The organism is Candidatus Neomarinimicrobiota bacterium, from assembly GCA_012964825.1.
In the GTDB taxonomy this organism is placed as follows: domain Bacteria; phylum Fidelibacterota; class Marinisomatia; order Marinisomatales; family S15-B10; genus UBA2125.
Genome location: DTTI01000078.1, coordinates 1 through 19,725 on the forward strand (window position 1 = coordinate 1; position 19,725 = coordinate 19,725).

The 19,725-nt window shown below is 46.5% G+C and carries 20 protein-coding genes; 16 read left to right on the forward strand and 4 right to left on the reverse strand.

Features of this window, described 5'->3' with window-relative positions; translation table 11 throughout:
* From EYO21_08025 to hflX, 11 genes are all read left to right on the forward strand, one after another.
* On the forward strand, nucleotides 1–432 hold a 432-nt coding region (locus tag EYO21_08025), incomplete at its 5' end, for a DUF4396 domain-containing protein (GenBank protein HIB03747.1).
* Between the two features lie 248 nt (nucleotides 433–680).
* The gene (locus tag EYO21_08030; GenBank protein ID HIB03748.1) at nucleotides 681–908 is read left to right on the forward strand and encodes a hypothetical protein; all 228 of its coding nucleotides are present in this window, start codon (nucleotides 681–683) and stop codon (nucleotides 906–908) included.
* A gap of 125 nt (nucleotides 909–1,033) precedes the next feature.
* The gene (locus tag EYO21_08035) at nucleotides 1,034–1,249 is read left to right on the forward strand and encodes a hypothetical protein (GenBank protein HIB03749.1); all 216 of its coding nucleotides are present in this window, start codon (nucleotides 1,034–1,036) and stop codon (nucleotides 1,247–1,249) included.
* A gap of 281 nt (nucleotides 1,250–1,530) precedes the next feature.
* Complete coding sequence (gene yajC / locus EYO21_08040) at nucleotides 1,531–1,743, forward strand: preprotein translocase subunit YajC (protein HIB03750.1); 213 nt, start codon at nucleotides 1,531–1,533, stop codon at nucleotides 1,741–1,743.
* Nucleotides 1,744–1,752: 9 nt separating this feature from the next.
* Nucleotides 1,753–2,259: a peptide deformylase gene (def, locus tag EYO21_08045; GenBank protein HIB03751.1), complete on the forward strand. Its 507-nt coding sequence runs from the start codon at nucleotides 1,753–1,755 to the stop codon at nucleotides 2,257–2,259.
* 27 nt (nucleotides 2,260–2,286) lie between these two features.
* Nucleotides 2,287–3,222: a methionyl-tRNA formyltransferase gene (locus EYO21_08050; GenBank protein HIB03752.1), complete on the forward strand. Its 936-nt coding sequence runs from the start codon at nucleotides 2,287–2,289 to the stop codon at nucleotides 3,220–3,222.
* Nucleotides 3,206–4,549 carry a 16S rRNA (cytosine(967)-C(5))-methyltransferase RsmB gene (gene rsmB / locus EYO21_08055; protein ID HIB03753.1) on the forward strand — a complete coding sequence of 448 codons (1,344 nt, stop codon included), beginning with the start codon at nucleotides 3,206–3,208 and terminating at the stop codon, nucleotides 4,547–4,549. The genes EYO21_08050 and rsmB overlap by 17 nt, the downstream gene beginning before the upstream one ends.
* Nucleotides 4,546–5,313, forward strand: a complete 768-nt coding sequence (locus EYO21_08060) for a PASTA domain-containing protein (protein ID HIB03754.1) — start codon at nucleotides 4,546–4,548, stop codon at nucleotides 5,311–5,313. Before rsmB ends, EYO21_08060 begins: the two co-directional genes overlap by 4 nt.
* Nucleotides 5,310–5,888: a hypothetical protein gene (locus EYO21_08065; GenBank protein ID HIB03755.1), complete on the forward strand. Its 579-nt coding sequence runs from the start codon at nucleotides 5,310–5,312 to the stop codon at nucleotides 5,886–5,888. The genes EYO21_08060 and EYO21_08065 overlap by 4 nt, the downstream gene beginning before the upstream one ends.
* A complete protein-coding gene (locus EYO21_08070; GenBank protein ID HIB03756.1) occupies nucleotides 5,885–7,945 on the forward strand; it encodes a hypothetical protein in 2,061 nt (686 codons plus the stop codon). Before EYO21_08065 ends, EYO21_08070 begins: the two co-directional genes overlap by 4 nt.
* The gene (gene hflX, locus EYO21_08075; GenBank protein HIB03757.1) at nucleotides 7,908–9,224 is read left to right on the forward strand and encodes a GTPase HflX; all 1,317 of its coding nucleotides are present in this window, start codon (nucleotides 7,908–7,910) and stop codon (nucleotides 9,222–9,224) included. Before EYO21_08070 ends, hflX begins: the two co-directional genes overlap by 38 nt.
* Nucleotides 9,225–9,468: 244 nt before the next feature.
* On the opposite strand, the gene EYO21_08080 is transcribed toward hflX, so the two are convergent.
* Both EYO21_08080 and EYO21_08085 read right to left on the reverse strand, forming a co-directional pair.
* Nucleotides 9,469–9,714: a hypothetical protein gene (locus EYO21_08080; GenBank protein HIB03758.1), complete on the reverse strand. Its 246-nt coding sequence runs from the start codon at nucleotides 9,712–9,714 to the stop codon at nucleotides 9,469–9,471.
* Nucleotides 9,711–11,789, reverse strand: a complete 2,079-nt coding sequence (locus EYO21_08085) for a thioredoxin domain-containing protein (GenBank protein ID HIB03759.1) — start codon at nucleotides 11,787–11,789, stop codon at nucleotides 9,711–9,713. The genes EYO21_08080 and EYO21_08085 overlap by 4 nt, the downstream gene beginning before the upstream one ends.
* Before the next feature lie 225 nt (nucleotides 11,790–12,014).
* On the opposite strand from EYO21_08085, the gene EYO21_08090 reads away from it, so the two are divergent.
* Both EYO21_08090 and EYO21_08095 read left to right on the forward strand, forming a co-directional pair.
* Entirely contained in the window at nucleotides 12,015–13,448 is a 1,434-nt protein-coding gene (locus EYO21_08090; protein ID HIB03760.1) for a sodium:solute symporter family protein, read from the forward strand.
* Nucleotides 13,449–13,459: 11 nt separating this feature from the next.
* Nucleotides 13,460–15,769 (forward strand): RND family transporter, encoded by a 2,310-nt coding sequence (locus EYO21_08095; GenBank protein ID HIB03761.1) that lies wholly within the window; start codon nucleotides 13,460–13,462, stop codon nucleotides 15,767–15,769.
* 59 nt (nucleotides 15,770–15,828) lie between these two features.
* Here EYO21_08095 and EYO21_08100 read toward each other — a convergent pair whose 3' ends face one another.
* Together EYO21_08100 and EYO21_08105 are read right to left on the reverse strand one after the other, a co-directional pair.
* Entirely contained in the window at nucleotides 15,829–17,169 is a 1,341-nt protein-coding gene (locus EYO21_08100; GenBank protein ID HIB03762.1) for a PAS domain S-box protein, read from the reverse strand.
* 75 nt (nucleotides 17,170–17,244) lie between these two features.
* Nucleotides 17,245–17,895 (reverse strand): GNAT family N-acetyltransferase, encoded by a 651-nt coding sequence (locus tag EYO21_08105; protein ID HIB03763.1) that lies wholly within the window; start codon nucleotides 17,893–17,895, stop codon nucleotides 17,245–17,247.
* A 117-nt stretch (nucleotides 17,896–18,012) separates the two neighbouring features.
* Between EYO21_08105 and pyrF the strand changes: the two genes are divergently transcribed.
* The 3 genes from pyrF to EYO21_08120 form a co-directional block, all read left to right on the forward strand.
* Complete coding sequence (gene pyrF / locus EYO21_08110; protein HIB03764.1) at nucleotides 18,013–18,816, forward strand: orotidine-5'-phosphate decarboxylase; 804 nt, start codon at nucleotides 18,013–18,015, stop codon at nucleotides 18,814–18,816.
* Nucleotides 18,817–18,818: 2 nt separating this feature from the next.
* Nucleotides 18,819–19,382, forward strand: a complete 564-nt coding sequence (locus tag EYO21_08115; GenBank protein HIB03765.1) for an orotate phosphoribosyltransferase — start codon at nucleotides 18,819–18,821, stop codon at nucleotides 19,380–19,382.
* 38 nt (nucleotides 19,383–19,420) lie between these two features.
* On the forward strand, nucleotides 19,421–19,725 hold a 305-nt coding region (locus tag EYO21_08120; protein HIB03766.1), incomplete at its 3' end, for a hypothetical protein.

The window sequence follows — 19,725 nt, forward strand, 5'->3', positions numbered from 1 at the left end:
GATCATGAGCCTGTGAATAACGCCAAACTGGCTGCCAGCGCCACATTTCACTGTCTTCTGGGGTGTGGGCTGGGAGAGGTTGTCGGGATGGTTCTTGCTACCATGATTGGTCTTGGGAATGTCCAGAGCATCACACTGGCCGTCATTCTTGGTTTTGTGTTCGGCTTTTTCCTTGGACTGAGGCCGCTCCTAAAGGCAAACCTCCCTTTTTCTCATGCTTTTAAACAGATACTAGTGGCAGAAGGGTTAAGTATTGCTGTTATGGAGACTGCTGAGGTGCTGGCAGAAGTCTACACTCCAGGTGTCATGAGCGCTGGTTTGAGCGACGGCATATTCTGGATTGGTATGGTCCTGGCGCTGATGGCTGGCTTTGTTGCGGCCTATCCAGTTAACTTCGTCTTGGTAAAACGGGGCGTGCGACATTGTCATTGATTAGTGGAAGAAATAGTAATTTTCTCAATAGAAAAAAGCACTTAGATTACTTTTATCTTGATATTTAGCCAAATTTGGGGTAGGCTCTCTTCGATTTGTGGGGAAAATGACCTCGGAGCTAAATTCACACTTTTCACTCTGTAAAACTTTCATTAGAATAGTGTTCCCATCTTTGTTTTCGTCAAATGAGTGGACGAGCGGGATTGGTGCACGCAGTGATTACCAATAACCTAATAGGAGGGATCACAATGGCTAGTTTGAAGGATACTTTCTCCACGATTGGTGGATGGTTCGGCGATTTTGTCAGCCTTGGACTGTCTTTGGCGATGGTCTTTCTCGTAGTTGACGCGCTCTTTGGCGTCGGTACAACAGGAATCGTGGATAATGTGGCTGACCTTGTAGGTGCCTTTACAGATAATGGCTTAACAGGGTTAATTGCCTTCGTGGTCTTCATGTCTATCTGGGGCAGTAACTAGGTTATAATCTGACCTAAAGTAGTTTCGTCCCCTCCCTTACCGGGAGGGGACGGAATGTACTGACTCAGTAAGAGACACGTCGCTCAATTCAGTTAACCTCGGAAGACAACAGGGAGAATTAACCTATGATTAGGAATGCGCTACAGTCCATCACTGGCTGGGGCAAAGAAGTTGTAGATTTCGGCGTCGCAGTTATCATGGTGGGTGTCGTAGTTGATATCCTCTTTCCCGGAACAACGGGTGTCATTGACAATATTGCCGATTTAGTCGGTAATATTTCGTCGCAAGGCGTAGCTGGCGTAATAGCATTGCTTCTCTTTGTAACGATATACAACAGGTAGACACTTAACCGGGGCGGCATAAGACTGCTCTGCTCCTCCTAGAGGAGTGAAGTTTATCCCAATCTGATTCTGGATGGTTCATCCGTTCTGAATCTGACTGGGATTTTCTTTTACCAACGATAGTCCCCAGCAAACTTTGAATCGGGAAGGACACGGTGTAATTTCATCGGCCAGTAGAGAGGATTTATAACGTGGATTACCTGAATGCACAAACATCTTCCGGAGGAGGAATCCTCGGTTTCTTGCCCTTCGTCCTGATCCTTCTTGTCATCTATTTTCTCATGCTACGACCACAGATGAAGCAGACGAAAGAGCGTAAGGTTATGTTGGAAAACCTCAAGAAAGGAGACAAGGTCGTTACATCCGGTGGGGTACATGGTACTATCAATGGTTTCAAGGAAAAAAATTCAACTGTTATCTTAACGGTAGACAAGAATGTGAAACTTACAGTGAGTAAATCAGCTATATCCGGGCTTAGCTCAACTAAAGAGTAAGGAAGTTTGATGGCGGCGCTTCCGGTTATCACATATGGTGAGCCTATACTAAGAAAAGTCCTTGAAATTGTGGAGGACTTTGACGCTATCCAAGACTTAGTCCCGGACATGTTCGATACCATGTATGAGGAGGAGGGGATCGGTCTGGCTGCCAGCCAGATCGGCGTCGATCTGAACCTGATGATAATCGATATTTCTCACGCGGATCAAAATCACCCCCCTGCTGCTTACGTTAACGGGCAAATTATTGACCAGTCAGGTTCCATATCTCTGGAGGAAGGTTGCCTGAGTATCCCGGAAGTTCGTGTGGATGTAACCCGTTCAGAAAAGGTGATATTTGCCTATCAGGATCTGGGCGGTAATCATCATGAAGCAGAGTTTGACGATCTCATGGCAACAGTTATTCAGCACGAGATGGATCACCTCAACGGCCGTCTTATAATCGATCATGCCTCTCAACTGGACAAACACCGGATCCGGAAACAGTTGAAAGAGCTGGTATCGCATCACTCCTGAGGTCCCAATTTCGCAGACCGTAGCCTGTTGAACCCACTCCGCATCGTCTTTATGGGGAATCCGGACTTCGCTGTTCTGTCCCTGAATGAGCTGATGTCATCAAAGCACGAAGTAGTTGCGGTGGTCACATCCCCAGACAAGCCTCGGGGCAGGGGAAAATTGGTATTGCCCACTGCGGTGGCTCAAAGGGCGTCTGATTATGCTTTGCCGGTGATTCAGCCGGCTTCGCTGAAAAACGAGTCCTTTGTTTCACAACTTCGGGAACTGAAGGCTGATCTCTTTGTTGTTGTAGCGTTTCGTCTACTACCTTCAACGGTATTGGAGATTCCGAAAATAGGGTCAATGAATCTCCATCCATCTCTATTGCCAAAATACCGGGGAGCTGCACCCCTTCAATGGGCTCTTATGAACGGTGATGTGAAGACGGGGATCACAACATTTTTTATCTCTCCTACGATGGACACTGGAGATATTTTGATGACAAGGCCTATGATCATTTTCCCAGAAGACGATTCCGGATCTCTCTCTCGCCGTGCCTCTCAACTCGGTGCCCATTTGCTTGTGTGGACAATTGACAATCTGGTGCACGGTACTGCCACACCTGAACCACAGGACGAAAGCAGCGTCAGCCATGCACCTAAGATTGTCTCTGAGGATTGCAAGATTGACTGGACAAAACCTGCCGTTAGTGTGAGGAATCAAGTTTGTGCTCTGTCTCCCACGCCTGGTGCATACACATTTCTGGCCAACCGCCGCCTGAAAATCTTCAAATGTGCACTCTCTTTGGCGGAGAAAGGGAACCCAGGGGAAGTGGTCTCTCTGGATAAATCATCGTTTACGGTGAGGTGCGGTTCCGGCAGTACGGTCATTCAGGAACTTCAACCGGAGGGGAAACGGCGGATGAAAGGTGGGGAATTTCTTGCCGGCGCCCGGTTGAAGGCAGGAGATTATCTTGGCAAATAAGCTATCGGCGAGGGAACACACTGTTAGAATTCTCGATGAATTCGAGCGAAGCTCCGAAAGGCTTTCGGCAATTTTTAATAACTATTTCGCTACCAATTACACATCCTCCAAATCGCGGCCAGAAATCACCCATCTTGTACAGGATATTGTCCGTCACCGCGGCTACATTGATCATATTATCAATTCTCTGTTCAGAGGCAACTATGAAACAGCCGACAACATTCTCAGGAATACACTAAGGCTGGGAACATACGAAATCATCTATAGGGATCACGTCCCGGACTTTGCGGCGGTGAATGAAGCGGTGGAGATCGCAAAGCGGAAGCGGGGTAAGGGTGCAGCGGGCCTCACAAATGCGCTGCTCCGAAAGGTCCGTGAAGCGGATGCGTCCATTGAGAAAGAACTTTCTCCAGAAGCACCCATTCAGCAGACGGCGACTCTTCTGTCCCACCCTGGCTGGATGGTTAGGCGGTGGATAGATTCTTTCGGCTGGGAACGGACGATCCAACTTTGCGAGTGGAACAATACAGTTCCAATCCTCACCGTTCGTATGAATTCACTCCGAACCGAGAAGGAAGCATTTGAGAAGTTTATGAAAGAGAGTATGGTTAAGTGGGAGCCAAACCAAATTTTATCGGAGTTTTACACTGTTCAGCAAGTATCAAAGATTAAGGCAAGCCGTCAGTTCGGTGAGGGCCATTTTTCATTTCAGGATGTTTCTTCCGGATTAGTTGTAAATCTTTTGAAGCCAACTGAAGGTGACACCGTTCTCGATGTCTGTGCCGCTCCCGGAGGAAAGTGCTGCTACATGGCAGAACTCATGAGGAACAGCGGTTTAGTTCATGCGTTTGATGTGGATGCTGACAGGATTGAACTGTTAAAGGAATCAGTAGAGCGATTGAGACTCAATTCGGTGCAGGTGGAACAGAAGAATGCCACAGTTGACTCCTTTCCGATTTCCGGTAAAATCCTCATCGATGCGCCCTGTACCGGTACCGGCGTCATGGCCAAACGGGCTGATCTGAAATGGCGAAGACGTCTGTCTGACCTGGACAAAATGGTCACTTTGCAGAAGAGAATAATCAGTCATACAGCTCAGTTTCTGGGTCCGGAAGGAGAACTGGTTTACGCCACCTGTTCAGTTGAACCTGAAGAGAACTGGGGCGTGACGGACAGTTTTTTGGCCGACAATCCATCGTTTTCAACACTGTCGGCTGAAGGACGGGTGCCGCCGGAGTTTCTTGATGTAAGGGGGGCGCTCAGTACTTTCCCGTCGGAACATGGGACTGACGGCGTTTTTGCAGTAATTTTGAGACGCAACTCATGAAAACAGTCTACCGCTATTCTATTACGATGATCATTGTGAGCGCCATAGGCTTGTTGTTGCTGGACAAAATTGTCATGCCGCTGTACGTTCGTGAGGATGCTGGCCGATTTCTTCCAGCCGTGACTGGCATGTCTTTTGAAGAGGCAAAGTTAACACTTGAACTGGAAGGTTTTGTTGCCAGGCGTAGCGACATAAAATATACCAGTGCCTATTCGGTGGGTACGGTCATAGATCAGTATCCTGACGCCATGCGAAAGGTCAAACCTGGAAGAACTGTCCATCTGACCACCGCTGAGCGTGAAAGAATGGTCATGATTCCTGATATTATTGGGAAGTCTATCCGCAGCGGGCGGCTGAAGTTAAGTGAGGTTGGATTAACGGTAGATTCACTTATCAGCGAATTCGATGTGGACATCCCCATGGATGTCATCCGCTGGCAATATCCAAGGGCAGGTGATTTTCTTCGTCGGGGTAGCGGCCTCACAGTCATCATTAGCAAGGGTAAACCACCTGACTTCTACCAGGTGCCTCAACTGTTTGGTCTCAGCCTGGTAAAAGCGGAACAGCTGCTTACAAAATTACAACTCTCACTCGGAAGCATAACTTACCGCCAGAATGAGGATCTTGTCCCTTACACTATACTTGAACAATCCATTGTTGCGGGTACCGTCTTGGGAAAACCGTTACCCATCGATGTGACAGTAAGTATACTGGATCTGAACGATGTGTATAACCAACTGTCAGACCCAAAGCGCAAACGATGAACTACCGCAGCGAAATTTACAGAAAAATAATTCATTTCGGCTCGGCCGTATTTCCTATCTCCTACTATTATGCATTGAGCAGAAATCAGATGCTCTGGTTTTTGGGCGGATTGAGTGTTTTGTTTCTCCTAGGAGAATTGTTGAGAATGAACGTGGGGCCTTTTAAACGACTCTATAAGCTATTTTTTAGTGCTATTGTGCGTGAGTCAGAGGATCATACCATCACGGGCGCCACAACTGTTTTCGTTGCTGGATTTCTTACCGTTCTAATCTTTGAAAAATCGGTGGCTATCTTTTCTTTGCTAATTCTCTCTCTGGCGGATGCGTCAGCAGCACTCATCGGCCGTAAGTGGGGGAACCACCCATTGTTCGAAAAAACGGTTGAAGGTACGGTAACTTTCTTGATTGTGGCGCTGGCGTTGGCTTTTTTCCTTCCCAATCTGCCAAGGGCCGGTGCCGTAGCCGCTGCAGGGATTGCCACTATTGCTGAAGTATTGCCTTCCCCCATCAATGACAACCTGATTGTACCCCTCTCGGCGGCCATCACTATTTCCTTTTTCCATCTAATTGCGTGAGTTTCCTAGCGCCATCGCTTCTCTGGGGCCTTCTGGCGGGGACTGTCCCAGTCATTATTCATCTCATTAGCAGACGGCGTACACAGCGTGTTGATTTCAGTACCATCCGTTTTATCAAAGAGCTGGAGCACGACACAATCCGGAAATTGAAGTTGCGCCAGATTATTTTGCTGGTTCTTAGAACAGCAGCCGTCGTACTACTCGTTCTATCTTTCGCCCGCCCGGTGAAGATCGGTTATTTCCCGCTGGTGGGGACCGTGGGCCAGTCCACCAGGATTGCCATGCTATTTGATAACTCCGCAACCATGACCGCTGAAGCAGGCAGATATACGCTTCTTGACAGATCGAAACAGACAGCACTGGACCTCATCCATAATCTAAAAGGTGATTTCATTCTTGACACCTACCAGACAACCCCTTTCAAAAGGGTCGCTTCCGAGCCAATAACTTCAATGAGGCGTGTGAGGGAGATTTTTCAGAATATCCGGCCTACCAGTGGACAGGATAACCTGTGGACTGCAATCGATTCAGCTATCGTACGATCTGAGAGAGAAGAGGAGATCTCGGGTCAGTCTGCTAACCAGGAATTGTATGTTTTCAGCGATTTTCCTGTCGCGGTATCTGATGGGAAATTGAAGGGAATAAGTAAATGGCGTACCTATCTTTTCCCTCAGCCCCTTATAATGAACAATCTGAAGATTGAAAGTGCGGTTGTCACCTCTCTATTGAAAATGCCGAACCAGCTTCTGACCGTTGAAACATACATTTCCAATTCAGGCTTAGAGGTGAGAAGAGACGTTCCTGTTCAACTTTTTTTTGACGATGCTAGGACTGGCCAGGTGGTATCTAATTTTGAACCTTTCGATGAGAAAAATTTTGCTTTTAAGGCATTTGCCAAGGAGTCGGGGGTTGTACACGGAATTATTGAGATTCCAGAAGATGACTTTCCTCATGACAACCGGCGGTTTTTCCAGTTTCGTATGACTGATCGGATTCGCTGTGCCGTGATCCAGCAGAATCAAGCCGATGGTTCCCTACTCAAACTGGCTCTATTGGCACTGAACCGGACAACACAAGTCGTTGAGCTGGAAGAGTACCTCTTTGGCAGTGTGGGGGCAACACTTTTTTCTAACAAGGATGTAGTGCTGATGCTGAACCCCGGTAAGTTGACTACCCGGGAGATTGAAGTGTTGCAAGAGTTTCTTGCTGATGGTGGTTCCGCCTTGATTTTTCTTGGGGAATTGTCAGAAGAATCCGGTGGTAGCAATTGGCTAGGGAAGATCGATCTAGGAGCCGTCATCGGTACAAAACGCCTTATTGGTGAAAACTATCTTACGGTTGACCGTATTGCCTTAAAACACCCCTTATTCAGTGAATTTCCGGCAACCAGTCTCCGGGATGAGATGCCGAAAATTTTCGCGTACAACAGAATGGAGAGCTTCAGGCAAACTCAGATCATTTTATCACTCTCGAACGGCGAACCGTTCATGATGGAGAAGAGGGTCGGTTCCGGGCGTGTCATTTTATTCACCGCACCACCCGATCTTGCTTGGACCGATCTTCCGGTGCGAGGCATCTTTGTACCGCTGTTACACAGAATTTTGATCTACCTTACATCGGAAGTGTCCGGCAAGATGGAAGTAGCGGTGGGAGATACTCTCACTATTCCCATACCCCGAGAAGATATGTCAAAAGAGATTGTTATCAGAGCACCCAACGGAGTAGAAACAAAAGTTGTACCAGATTACCTTAGGGAGAGGATCGTCATCGAGAACTTGGATAGAACTGGTGTTTACGAGGTGATGTTAGGAGGAGAGTTGTTTACTACTTTCGTGGCTAACCTGGCCTTAACGGAGGACCCTACAAGGCGCCTGGAAGAGAGTCAATTGAAAGAACTCTTTGCCGGAGGCTTAGCAAGAATTATTAGAACAGACGAAGACCCTGTTCTCGCGGTTAATGAAGCGAGGAGGGGAACAGAATTGTGGCATATTTTCCTCATTTCCGCATTGGTGCTTTTGAGTGCAGAAACTTGGATCGGCCGTGTTAAGCAGGAGTAATCTTTTGTTAGGTATTAAAAAAATATCAGACGAAAAAACTTTCCTTATTGGTGTTGTCACAGGCGGTCTGTCTCTGGAAGTTGTTGAAGAACATTTGGATGAATTAGAGCTTTTATCGGAAACAGCTGGAGCTGAGATTGTGGGACGGTTCACACAAAAAGTAAATCGTATCAGCCCAAAATATTTCATCGGCAAAGGGAAGGCGGAACAGATTGTTAATCAAGCCCAGATGCTGGACGTTAATCTGATCATCTTTGATGACGAACTTTCGCCTACACAGGTGAGGAACTTCCTGAAACTGGCCGAGTCCATAAAGGTTATTGACAGGACAGGTCTCATTTTGGACATATTCACACAGCATGCCAGGACAAGAGAAGCCAAAACGCAAGTGGAACTGGCCCGTCTTGAATACATGCTTCCGCGGTTGACGCGCATGTGGACTCACCTGGAGCGACAGATGGGCGGCATCGGAACACGGGCCGGCGCCGGTGAGACCCAGATCGAGATCGACCGGAGACTGGTTCGTAACCGCATATCGAAACTTCAGAGAGAGATGAAAGGGATTGAAAAAGAGAGGGAGACCCAGAGCCGAAGGCGGGAACAGAAATTCAGGGTTTCTCTCGTCGGATACACTAATGCAGGAAAGTCAACTCTTCTAAATGTACTAACAGGTGCTGATGTTTATGTCAAAGATCAGCTTTTCGCTACGCTGGACACCACGGTCAGATCACTTGCCCTGGATAGAAAACGTGAAGTGCTCATAAGTGATTCTGTGGGATTTATTAGGAAGCTTCCTCACTCTCTGGTGGCGTCATTCAGAAGTACACTGAAAGAGGCGGTCGATTCAGATCTACTTCTGCTTGTGGTAGATGCCAGTTCGAGCCTGCTGGATGAGCAGATGGAGACGGTAAAAGAGGTGCTCAATTCCATAGGGGCGAGAGGTAAAGAGACAGTCATAGTGGCAAACAAGATTGACTTGCTCGCACCCGCGGAATTGCGCGGTCTGAAGAATCGTTTTCCTCATGCTGTTTTTATTTCAGCTAAGAATCACCTGAGGCTTGATGCTCTCCTGGAAAGAGTAAAGAAAAGCCTGGAAAGCTCGTACCAGACTGCGGAGGTTACATTTGCCGCCTCGTTGGGGAAAGAGATTGCTTCAGTCTATGAGCGAGTGGAAGTGTTGGAACAGGATTATCAGTCAGACGGAGTTCATCTTAAAATTCGCGGTGATAGTAGTGTGGTTGAGCAGATTGTGGCTCAGTCAGAGGACGGGGAAGCCTAAATAAAACCCCCCGAACCGGGGCATTGTTGGAACTCGTCTTAGTCACGGTGGGCACCTCCCGGATGATTCAAGTTTCCTTGATCCTGGTGGCTACCGGGAAAGGCCTGCTTTCCTCACCCGAAGTTCAGTTCCCATTTATTATTATTGTAGGTTCCAAAAATGCCGGAACCGGTCCGGGGAATTTTTAAAGATCTTTTCGTCATATTACTCAGCCTCGACGAGAAATGAAAGAAAAACCGATCTGTTATTCTTTTTCATCTGGTTGTTTCTTATCAGATTTGATATCGCCGTATTTATTATAATAGGCGTCGCCCATATCAGAGACAAAGCGAAGCACTTTTCCTACCCCGGATGGTTTCTCTGTTTCGGATGAATCTTTTGTTTTTCCTGAGTTTGATATCCGCTTAATTCCGAAATGAACTACCGTGTCGAAGAAGTCCTGAACGTGGGCCAGGGTTTCACCAAGGCGCTTTGAGAATGAATCATTCATTTAAAAGAAGACATCATTTCGGTGATATCGGTGGTCGGAGCTTCACAAGCATAATTCTGGCAGACATAAGCTGTTGCCTTTCCATTTATGGCGACCTGTGTTTCAGTGAAAGGGGCGATGCGGACAACTTCCCTTTTCTGGCCGTCTGATGGCTTCAATATAACAACCTTATTTGGAAGGAAAGATTCCTGGATGCGCCTCAACATCATTTGCGTATCTTCGCTATGCCGATCGCCAACCACCACAATCTCGTAAGATGGACCGATGCCAAAGTCAACAGCTAAAAGAAGTTGAGTGTATGCGGTGGGTGATTGTTCTACATTTTTAGAAAAGACTTTTCCAATGGTGGCAGCCATATTTTCGTATTCACTCTTTCCAGTGATCCGTCCTAATCGCAGAAGCACCAGTGCTGCCACGGAATTTCCGGAAGGGATGGCACCATCATAAAGCTCCTTAGTCCTGACAATCTGCTCCTCGCCGTCATCGGCTGTGAAAAAGAAGGCGCCGTTACTTTCATCCCAGAAGAGGTCAGTCATGATTTCAGTGAGACGCAAACTTTCCGAAAGATATTTCACATCAAACGTCGCTTCATAAAGCTCCAGAAGACCCCAGGAGAAAAAGGCATAATCCTCAAGATGGGCTGGTAGAGACGATTCGCCTTGCCTGTACCGCTTAAGTAATCTGCCATTATTGTCATTAAGATTTTCCAGGACAAAATTTGCGGCGTTCCTTGCGGCCTGTGCGTAGGTATCATCATTCAGCACTTGTGCCCCTTTTGCGAATGCCGCAATCATCAGCCCGTTCCAGTCAGTGAGTATTTTGTCATCCTTCAAAGGGTGCACCCGCTTATCTCTGATCTCGAAAAGCTTCTGACGCATCTTTTCCAGCTTTGCCCTGAGTTCAGATGTTGCCATATTATTTTCCTGAGCTACTTTCGTGATTGAGTTGGTCAAATGCGGTATATTTTTTCCTGTAGGATGTCCAGTTGTTTCCTCACGGAAGTTGCCTTCTTCTGAAAAGTTGTACACTTCACCAAACAGCGTGCCTTCATTTTTACTCAAAATTGATTTCACCTCGTTCTGAGTCCAGACGTAATACTTCCCTTCTTCACCTTCACTATCTGCATCTTCCGCTGAGAAAAAACCTCCTTCAGATGATGTCATGTCCCGCAGGACGTAACTGAATATCTCACGGGCAGTTTTCGCATATTTTTCTTTGCCTGTCACCTGATATGCTTCCAAATAGGCCATGGCATTGATGGCCTGATCGTAGAGCATTTTTTCAAAATGGGGAAGGAGCCACTCTCGGTCCGTTGCGTAACGGTGGAATCCGAAACCGACGTGATCATAAATGCCGCCTTTTCGCATTGCATCCAATGTTTTTTCCACCATCATGAGGGCTGTGGGATCACCCGTTCGTTTATGATAACGGAGCAAAAATAGAAGGTTGTGGGCTGTGGGAAATTTCATTCGCCCCTTGAATCCGCCATTTTCATCATCAAATTTTTGTAGAAACTGAGCGAAAGCACTCTTCAGAGTCTCCTCGGAAAGATCCTTGGTACCGGAAGGAGAGAAAGAATTTTGGAGGTGCTGTACCATCTGTTCTGCGGTAGTTAATAGTTTGTCTCTTTCCTCGTGCCACATTTTCCCCATGCGCGGAATAAGGTCAACCATACCCATTCTTTGAAAGCGGCTCTCTTTCGGGAAATAGGTACCAGCGAAGAACGGTTGCTTGTCTGGTGTCATGAGGATGGTGAGAGGCCAGCCGCCACTGCCGGTCATCATTTGGCAAACTGTCATATAAATGTTATCTATATCGGGCCGCTCCTCACGGTCTACTTTTATGTTGATAAAATTTTCGTTCATAAGTGCCGCCACTGTGCTGTCTTCAAACGATTCATGTTCCATGACATGGCACCAGTGGCATGTAGAATAACCAATGGATAGGAAAATGGGCTTATCCTGTTTCTCAGCTGCTGCGAACGCTTCCTCACCCCAGGGATACCAATCCACCGGGTTGTCCTTATGCTGCAAGAGATAAGGGCTCTTCTCCTGGGCCAGTCTGTTCATCTTCATTTTCCCCTCAGTTGATTGACAACCGGTGGAAATTATTGCAAGAATGAGTGTTCCACCAATACAGGTTATCTTGTTCATGATTGAAGGAGAAATTAATTGCTTACCTATCTGTATCCAAGAGGTAGCTGTTGTATTTCCCTCGGTGAAAAGCTAATTTCGCTGGCTCTAACTTTAGATTACTGCCTCGAGGCTTACCGTAATAATGTTTTCAGTACAGGAATCTTAATGTTTCACTTAATTGTTGTTTTTACTTATCTATTTATACTGCTTGGTGTGGGGGTCCATAAATCCAAGAAAGTCAACACTCAGAGTGATTTTGCAGTAGCCGGCAGAAGTCTTACACCCTGGGTATTAGTGGGAACCATGCTTGCAACATGGATCGGTACCGGTTCCATCCTCGGTAATGCCGGGGAGACATATGAGACAGGCATGGCGGCCCTTATCCTTCCCTTAGGTGGTGTCCTGGGAATACTGATACTTACACGGGTGGCTGGGAAGGTTAGGGCATTTGAGAAGATCACAGTGCCGGAGATCCTGGGTGAGCGGTATGGTCAGTCCGCCCGGTTGCTGAGTCTCATAGCGCTAGTTATAGCTTACATGGTGATTGTCAGTTATCAGTTCAATGCAGGCGGAGCTGTGTTGGAAACGGTACTGACCGATGAGAACGGAGTTAGCCTGATCAGTGCAAAAACTGCGACCATTATTGCCGCTGTTTTCATCATTGTCTACACGCTCCTGGCTGGCCTATTAAGCGTAGCGTACACAGATGTGGGAAACGGCATCATCATGACGGTGTCTCTTTTAATTGCCTTTCCCATTCTGTGGGTTAAAGCCGGTGGTATGAGCGGCATGGAGACAGCTTTCTTACAGATGGGGAAGCAGGAGCATATGCAATTTTTTGGTGTCTATTCCGTAGTGGATGTGATCAATTTCTGTCTACCTCCGTTTCTCCTTGTCCTGGGGGACGCCAATATGTACCAACGGTTCTCCGCCAGTAAAGACGCAAAAGGTGCCACCAAGGCAACATCTATTCTTGTGGTTGCGGTCCTGGTCATTGAACTGTTAATCATTGCCTCAGCATGGGTCAGTTCCAGTATGATCCCGGAAGCTGAATCGGGGCGGTTTGTGCTCATCTATGCATCCCACAGACTGTTACCCACATTCCTCGGCGCCGTCATGATGACCACCATCGTTGGTATCATTATCTCAACGGCGGACTCGTATCTGCTTGTGCCAGCCACTTCACTCATCAGGGATGTTTATCTGCAATACATTAATCCAGATGCCAGTGAAGGAAGGATAGTTTTCTTAAGCAGAGCAATTGTTCTTCTTCTTGGAATAATTGCCTATTTCGTATCTCTTATATTTTCACGCTCTACCACCATTTTCGAAAAGGCCCTCTATGCCTACACGATTTACGGTGCTGCCATCACACCAGCACTTTTTGCAGCCTTTTTCTGGAAAGGCGCTACGAAAGAAGGTGCGGTGGCGTCCATCGTGTCGGGAACGGTAGTGACCCTGCTGTGGAAGGAAGCCAGATTTGTTCAAAATCTCATTCCTGCTAATCTGTACGGTAACCTGGACGAAGTTCTTCCAGCCATCACCATCTCTGTGATTTCGTTGGTAGGCGTGAGTCTCCTCACACAAAACAGACGCTAAGACACAAAACTGTGAAAGCAAACTTGGACAGGTTGATCACTTTTCAACTGGATCATCCTTGGCGTATACTGATTGTTCTGATCGTGATCACCGTAGCTGCCGTGACTTCGGCCTCGCGCGTACAATTTGATTTTACAATTGAAAATCTCTTTCCAGAGAATGATCCTGAGGTGGACGCATATTTAGAATTTCGTGAGGAGTTTGAAAGAGAGGATGATCTCATTTCGCTGGCCTACGATTCCGGTGATCCGTTCAGCTATGAAAACCTTGTGAAAACCCGGGAACTGACAGAAACCTTCTCACAGGTTGAAGGTATCTCTGAGGTTACTTCCCTGATAAATGTAGAACTTTTCGAGCCAGGGACGGACATAGTGATGTTACCGGTATACGAATCCATACCGATTTCAGTAGACTCGCTTCAGTTCCTCAAGGACCGTGTTCTTGACTCGCCGCTTTTGAATGACAACCTTGTTTCATCAAACGGACAGATCGCTGCATTCCTCCTTGAACTGGAAGATAGTGCCAACAATCATCCAGACAGGGAAGCGATTATGAATAAGATTGGAACAATTACGAACGATTCTGACTGGAGTTGGTACGAAGCCGGTATCCCAGTTTTGAGAACAAGGTATGTACAATACATGCTCGGTGATTTTGTGCGATTTTTCATCCCAGTCACAATTGTACTGTTAGTGGTTCTTTTTGCTCTTTTCCGAACAATAAGAGGGACATTATTGCCAATTCTAGCTGTACTCATGGCAGACTTCTGGGTTATGGGAATCATGGGCGCTATGGGATTTACTATAAACATCGTTACTTACATCATACCCACACTTGTATTGATCGTGGGTGTGGCCGATTCCATACATATCCTGGTAAAGTTCAACCAGGAGTTAAACTATGGCAGGGATAAACGTGTAGCGGTAAAACTTACCATCCAGAAAATAGGCGCAGCTATTCTGCTCACAAGCCTCACAACGGCAGTGGGCTTTCTAGCGCTTTTGAGTACCAATATCACCATGATCCGTGAATTCGGCGGCATGGTAGCAGTAGGTGTGATACTGGCTTTCTTGGTCTCCATAACATTTATCCCCGCTATGCTAATGATTCTTAAAACTCCGCAAAAAAGCAGTTTTGAGAAAATGACTAAAGGTTTTAGACACCGTTTACTCGAAAAGATTGTTGTCATCAATAACAGCCATTATAAAGTCATAGTGGTGAGCTCTCTTTTCATGGTAGCCCTTTTCATATTTTATGCCATGAAAGTTGATCAGCATTCATCTCTCATGGAAGATCTGACTAAAGGCAACCAGCTTTACGATGACATGACATTCATGGAAAAGCGAATGGGCTCTGTTTTACCGTTTGAGGTCATTGTCAGCGTTCGAGATAACGGTCAATTGGTGGAAGGTGGAATTAAGAATCCTAAGGTACTGAAAGCCATTGAAACCTTACAAAAGAAACTCGACTCAATTCCAGAGATAGGAAAAATACTTTCAGTAATTGATTACCTCAGTGAAATGAATATGGCCTTTCATGAGGGTGATAAGGCATTTAGAACAATACCGGCCAGCCGTGAATTGGTTGCTCAGTATATGTTCCTCCATGAGGAAGAGTTTGAAACGTTAACCAACTTTGATTATTCCGGTACACGCCTGGCAGGAAGGATAGAAGATATTGATTCACGCCGGGCTGAAGAGATCATCGATGAAGTTATGCTTTGGTGTCAAGAGAATCTGGAAGAGAACCTTGATGTTAAACTGACAGGAACCACTCTAATGGCACTCAGGATCAACCAGTACTTGGTTAAAAATCTTGTGGTGAGTTTCCTCATAGCTTTCGGTGTTATCTTTATATCCATGGGTTTTCTTTTCAGAAGCATAAAACTAGCGTCTCTATCAATGCTACCCAATTTCATTCCTCTGCTTCTTATGGCGAGTGTTATGGGTTTTTTTCACATTAAACTGCGGCCCACAACTGCAATGACGTTTGCCATTGCTTTCGGAATTGCTGTGGATGACACTATCCATTATCTGGTTCGGTTCAGGCAGGAGCTCTTCGCTAACGGGGGCAAATTCCGGGAAGCCAATGAGCTGACACTTCTCACAACTGGGAAGGCGATCATTTCCACTTCTATTATTCTCAGCGCTGGTTTTCTTATCATGGTTACATCCAATTTTCTTCCCAGCAGAGATTTCGGTTTTCTTTCAGCCGTTACAATGCTGGGAGCGCTCTTAGGGGACCTTTTTTTACTCCCGGCCATGCTGACCCTGGTGAGGCCAAAGATCCCCAAGGTTCACACCGAGTCGAACGACCTTTAGATAAAAAAGAGCCCCGTTCCTGGGGCTCTTCAATTTCCAATCTTAGTCTATGACGGTTATTAGAGGAATGAGATTCCCAGGATCATCATTAAGCCAGTAGCCATTTGGAAGTAGATGGTGTTGGCACATGTAGTGGCCAATTCACGTTTATCAAAGTCCTGAAAAACTTTGTAAGTGAGGTAGGCTGCACCGGGAAGTGCCAGCATTCCCAGAAGTGCGCCCTGTGACAATATGCCTGAGGAAAATAAAAGATACATTGCTGCAAAGCAGCCAGCCATGAGGGTAAGATAACCCCAGCGTGCGTTCCTGGTCCCGAGAGTTGCCACCAAGTGAGTCTTTCCGGTGGCGATGTCAGAAGGCGTGTCTGGGAACTGGTTGACCCATAGAATGGCTGTTGTGAGAAGTCCCACGGGAATACCTAACAGGAAGGCGTCCCAACTGTGAACACCAGTTAGAGCGAAAACTGAACCCATGGTTAAAGCGGGGCCGAATAGAAGGCCGATTGATATCTCGCCCAACCCCCGCCGGCCCGCAAGTTTGAAAGGAGGCGCTGTGTAGAAAAATCCGCCCACGGCGCCGGCCAATCCGTACCAGAAAAGATCAAAACCTTTGGACCAGGGACCGAACATGACAGCAACACCGCAGATCGCTGCCAGAACTAGAAATGAACTAGCAAGCCTGAAAAGGCCGCCCTCAGTTATGAGGCCAAGTTCTATGGCCCTCGATCCACCGGAATATTGTAGGAAATAGTCGTTGTTGGCCTGGTCTATACCTGCCTTCCAGTCGAAATAGTCGTTAAAGGTATTAGCGGATAGGTGGAGGAAGGAAGCACCCAGGAACACCAAACCAAATAGCGACCAATCGAAAGTGCCCACGCCGGAGAGACCGCCGTTATAGGCCCAGACTGATGCCAAGATAACCGGGATCCATGTTGCTGATAGAAAGGGGAGGCGGGTGATGACAAGGGCTGAAACCATTTTCAGCCACCATGGATCCTTTGGCATGGTTTCGGCGGGATCAACACCTTCCAGAACTCTGGTCTGCCCGCAGTAACCTATCTGAATTTTTTCGCCGTCAACTGTCTTGTAAGTTGGTGTGATTCGGATCTGGGCAGGGATGGGGGAGCCGTCCTTATGCACAAATGTGGTGTCGGTCTGAAATTCACCATCCTTACTGGCTTTGTCTAGCCACGTCTTTACATGGACCAGCACTATGTTGCCAGGGGAAAAACCGGAGACACGCATTTTCCCGATAACTTCATCGGCTCTATAACCAAATATTTTTTCCGCACCGGCACTGAATGTTTCAACGCGGCCTTCCATGTCGCAAGTGATGACAGATACAGCCTCTTTTTCGCTATCATCCATTTCACGTGTCCATTTTCTCTCTTGTTTACTCATATCAGCCCCTCTTAATAAATAAGATACCAGATAGAATATAACACATCAGAAAAAGTTGATTGAATTTTTTTTGGTTCAAATTTTTGCCACAAAAGGTGGATTTTGCTCCGGGTTTTCCGGTTGAACCCGGGATACCAGGGGTCTCCGGTAATATTCAAATCTTCTGTTGCTGCCGTGCCAATTGTCAAATCTTTTGAGAATTTGAACTGAACCGCTAAATCGCTGAGAGACACCTTCCCGAACATGTCCTGAAACATATATAAAACCCTTCTTCTTGGCCCAGCTGAGATAGACCCGTTTCAGAGTCTTGGCATAGCCGCTTCCTTTATACTTTTGTAAAACAACAAAGGCGTATGTATAGAGTGTGTTCTTTTCTCCCAGATTACTATCGCACTGGAATGATGGATCGTTGGAAAAAAATTCCAGCGGGACACCGATGATGTAGCCAATAATCTCTCCGCTCTTCCTGGCAATAAAGGGAAGCGTATGTGGATAGTTGAAATATTTCCGGATGCTTGTTTTTGTAAGCCTGACGTCTTCCGTGAATTCCTCTACAAGATGTTCTGAAATCAGGATAAGCTGGGGGATGTCTTCCTCGCCGACGCGCTCCATGAGTTCGATCTGGAAATTGAGAGGTGAAGAGGCGATCACTCTGGATCGGGTTTTTTCAGCGATCTCAAGGGTAAGCTGTTCTCCTGTTTTGTCAGTTGTGCCGACCAATTTCACTCCTTTCTCATGATTAGAATAAGCTTTGAAAAAGAATGACGCAACGCTTTTTATAGCTTCAAATAAGAATACCCAACTGTTCGTTGCTTCCCGTCCGCACTACTCTGTAACTTTACGGTGTTGAAAGCTTTTTCTGACAGGCTTCAGGAGGCCGTTGACAGCCATAAATCCCACCTCTGCGTCGGTCTTGACATTGATGCTGAAAAGATCGATCCCGAATCACCACCGCCTCTGGCTGAACTAAAAGAGTTTACCAGAAAGGTAATTGACTCTACGCTGGATCATGTGTCAGCCTATAAATTGAACCTGGCCTTTTATGAGGCATATGGTTCCGAAGGGTTCAAATGGCTAGAAGAGACTATGGAAAAGATTGGCGGCCAACGCCTTACCATTGGCGATGCAAAAAGAGGGGACATAGGAAATACAGCAAAAAAGTATGCAACGGCACTTTTTGACCACTTCGGTTTTGATGCTGTAACTGTATCACCTTACATGGGCCAAGATTCACTGGCACCATTTTTGGAACGTCCCGATCGAGGAGTATTTGTTCTTTGCCTTACTTCCAACCCCGGGGCAAGGGACATTCAGCTCAAAGAAGTTTCGGGTGTAGCTGTTTACAGGAGAGTCATTTCCATGGTAAAGGATCTCAATGAAAAAAATAATTGTGGTCTGGTGGTGGGAGCTACCAAATCAGAACAAATGGCCAATATTCGCCTGGAGGCAGGAAATATGCCATTTCTGATTCCTGGTATAGGAACTCAGGGCGGTGATTTGGAGGCCAGTGTCCATGCTGGAAACAGTAACGGAGTAGCCCTGATCAATGTGTCTAGGTCTGTACTTTATAGCGGAGATCCAGGTTCTGCAGCTATGGATTACAATTCAAAAATCAACGACATACTTGGTGATTTGAAAGGATCCTAACTATGGATATTAGCAGTATGATGGAAGAAACCGGAGCGGTGCTTAAAGGTCACTTTCAGCTCACCTCTGGAAGACACAGCGATGTCTATCTGGAGAAATTTCGCCTTTTGGAGCAGCCTGATATTGTGAACGAAATCGGAAGACAAATGGCCAAAGCTGTTGAGGGAATTAATGTGGATGTTGTTCTCGGCGCTGCTGTTGGTGGTATTTTAATAAGTAGTGCCACAGCAAACGCTTTCGGAAAAAAGGGGATTTTTGCCGAGCGGGTGAATGGTGAGCTGACATTACGGAGAGGATTTGAACTTGCTTCCGGTGATCGGGTATTGGTGGTGGAAGATATTGTTACTACCGGTGGATCGGTGCTGGAACTTCTGAATATTGTGAAATCTTGCGGCGCTCAGCCTGCAGCTGTCGTCTGCCTTACAGACAGGACTGCCGATGGCATTGATTTTGAATGTCCCACAAAGGCTTTGGTTAAGTTCCCAGCTGTTTCTTGGGATCCGGAAACCTGCCCACTATGTGAACAGAACGAACCATTAACTTCGAGAGGAAGAACTGGTAAATGATCAAAATAAGTGTATTAACTAAAGTGTCATTTTTTCTAATGATCTTAATCTTTTTATCCTGTGTTCAAAAACCGAAAGAATATGCCATTATTGAAACCGAAGAGGGTCGGATTGTTTTGAAGTTTTTTCCCAATGTGGCTCCGAAACATGTAGAAAGTTTTAAAATTTTAGCTCGGGAAGGATACTTTAACGGTACATCCTTTCATCGCATAGTTCCTGGTTTTGTTATACAAGGTGGTGACCCTAATTCTAAAGACGGTGACAGATACAACGACGGACTGGGTGGTCGTGCCGGGAAATACTATGGCATAGGAGAAAAAGACAATCCTGACACTTGGATGCT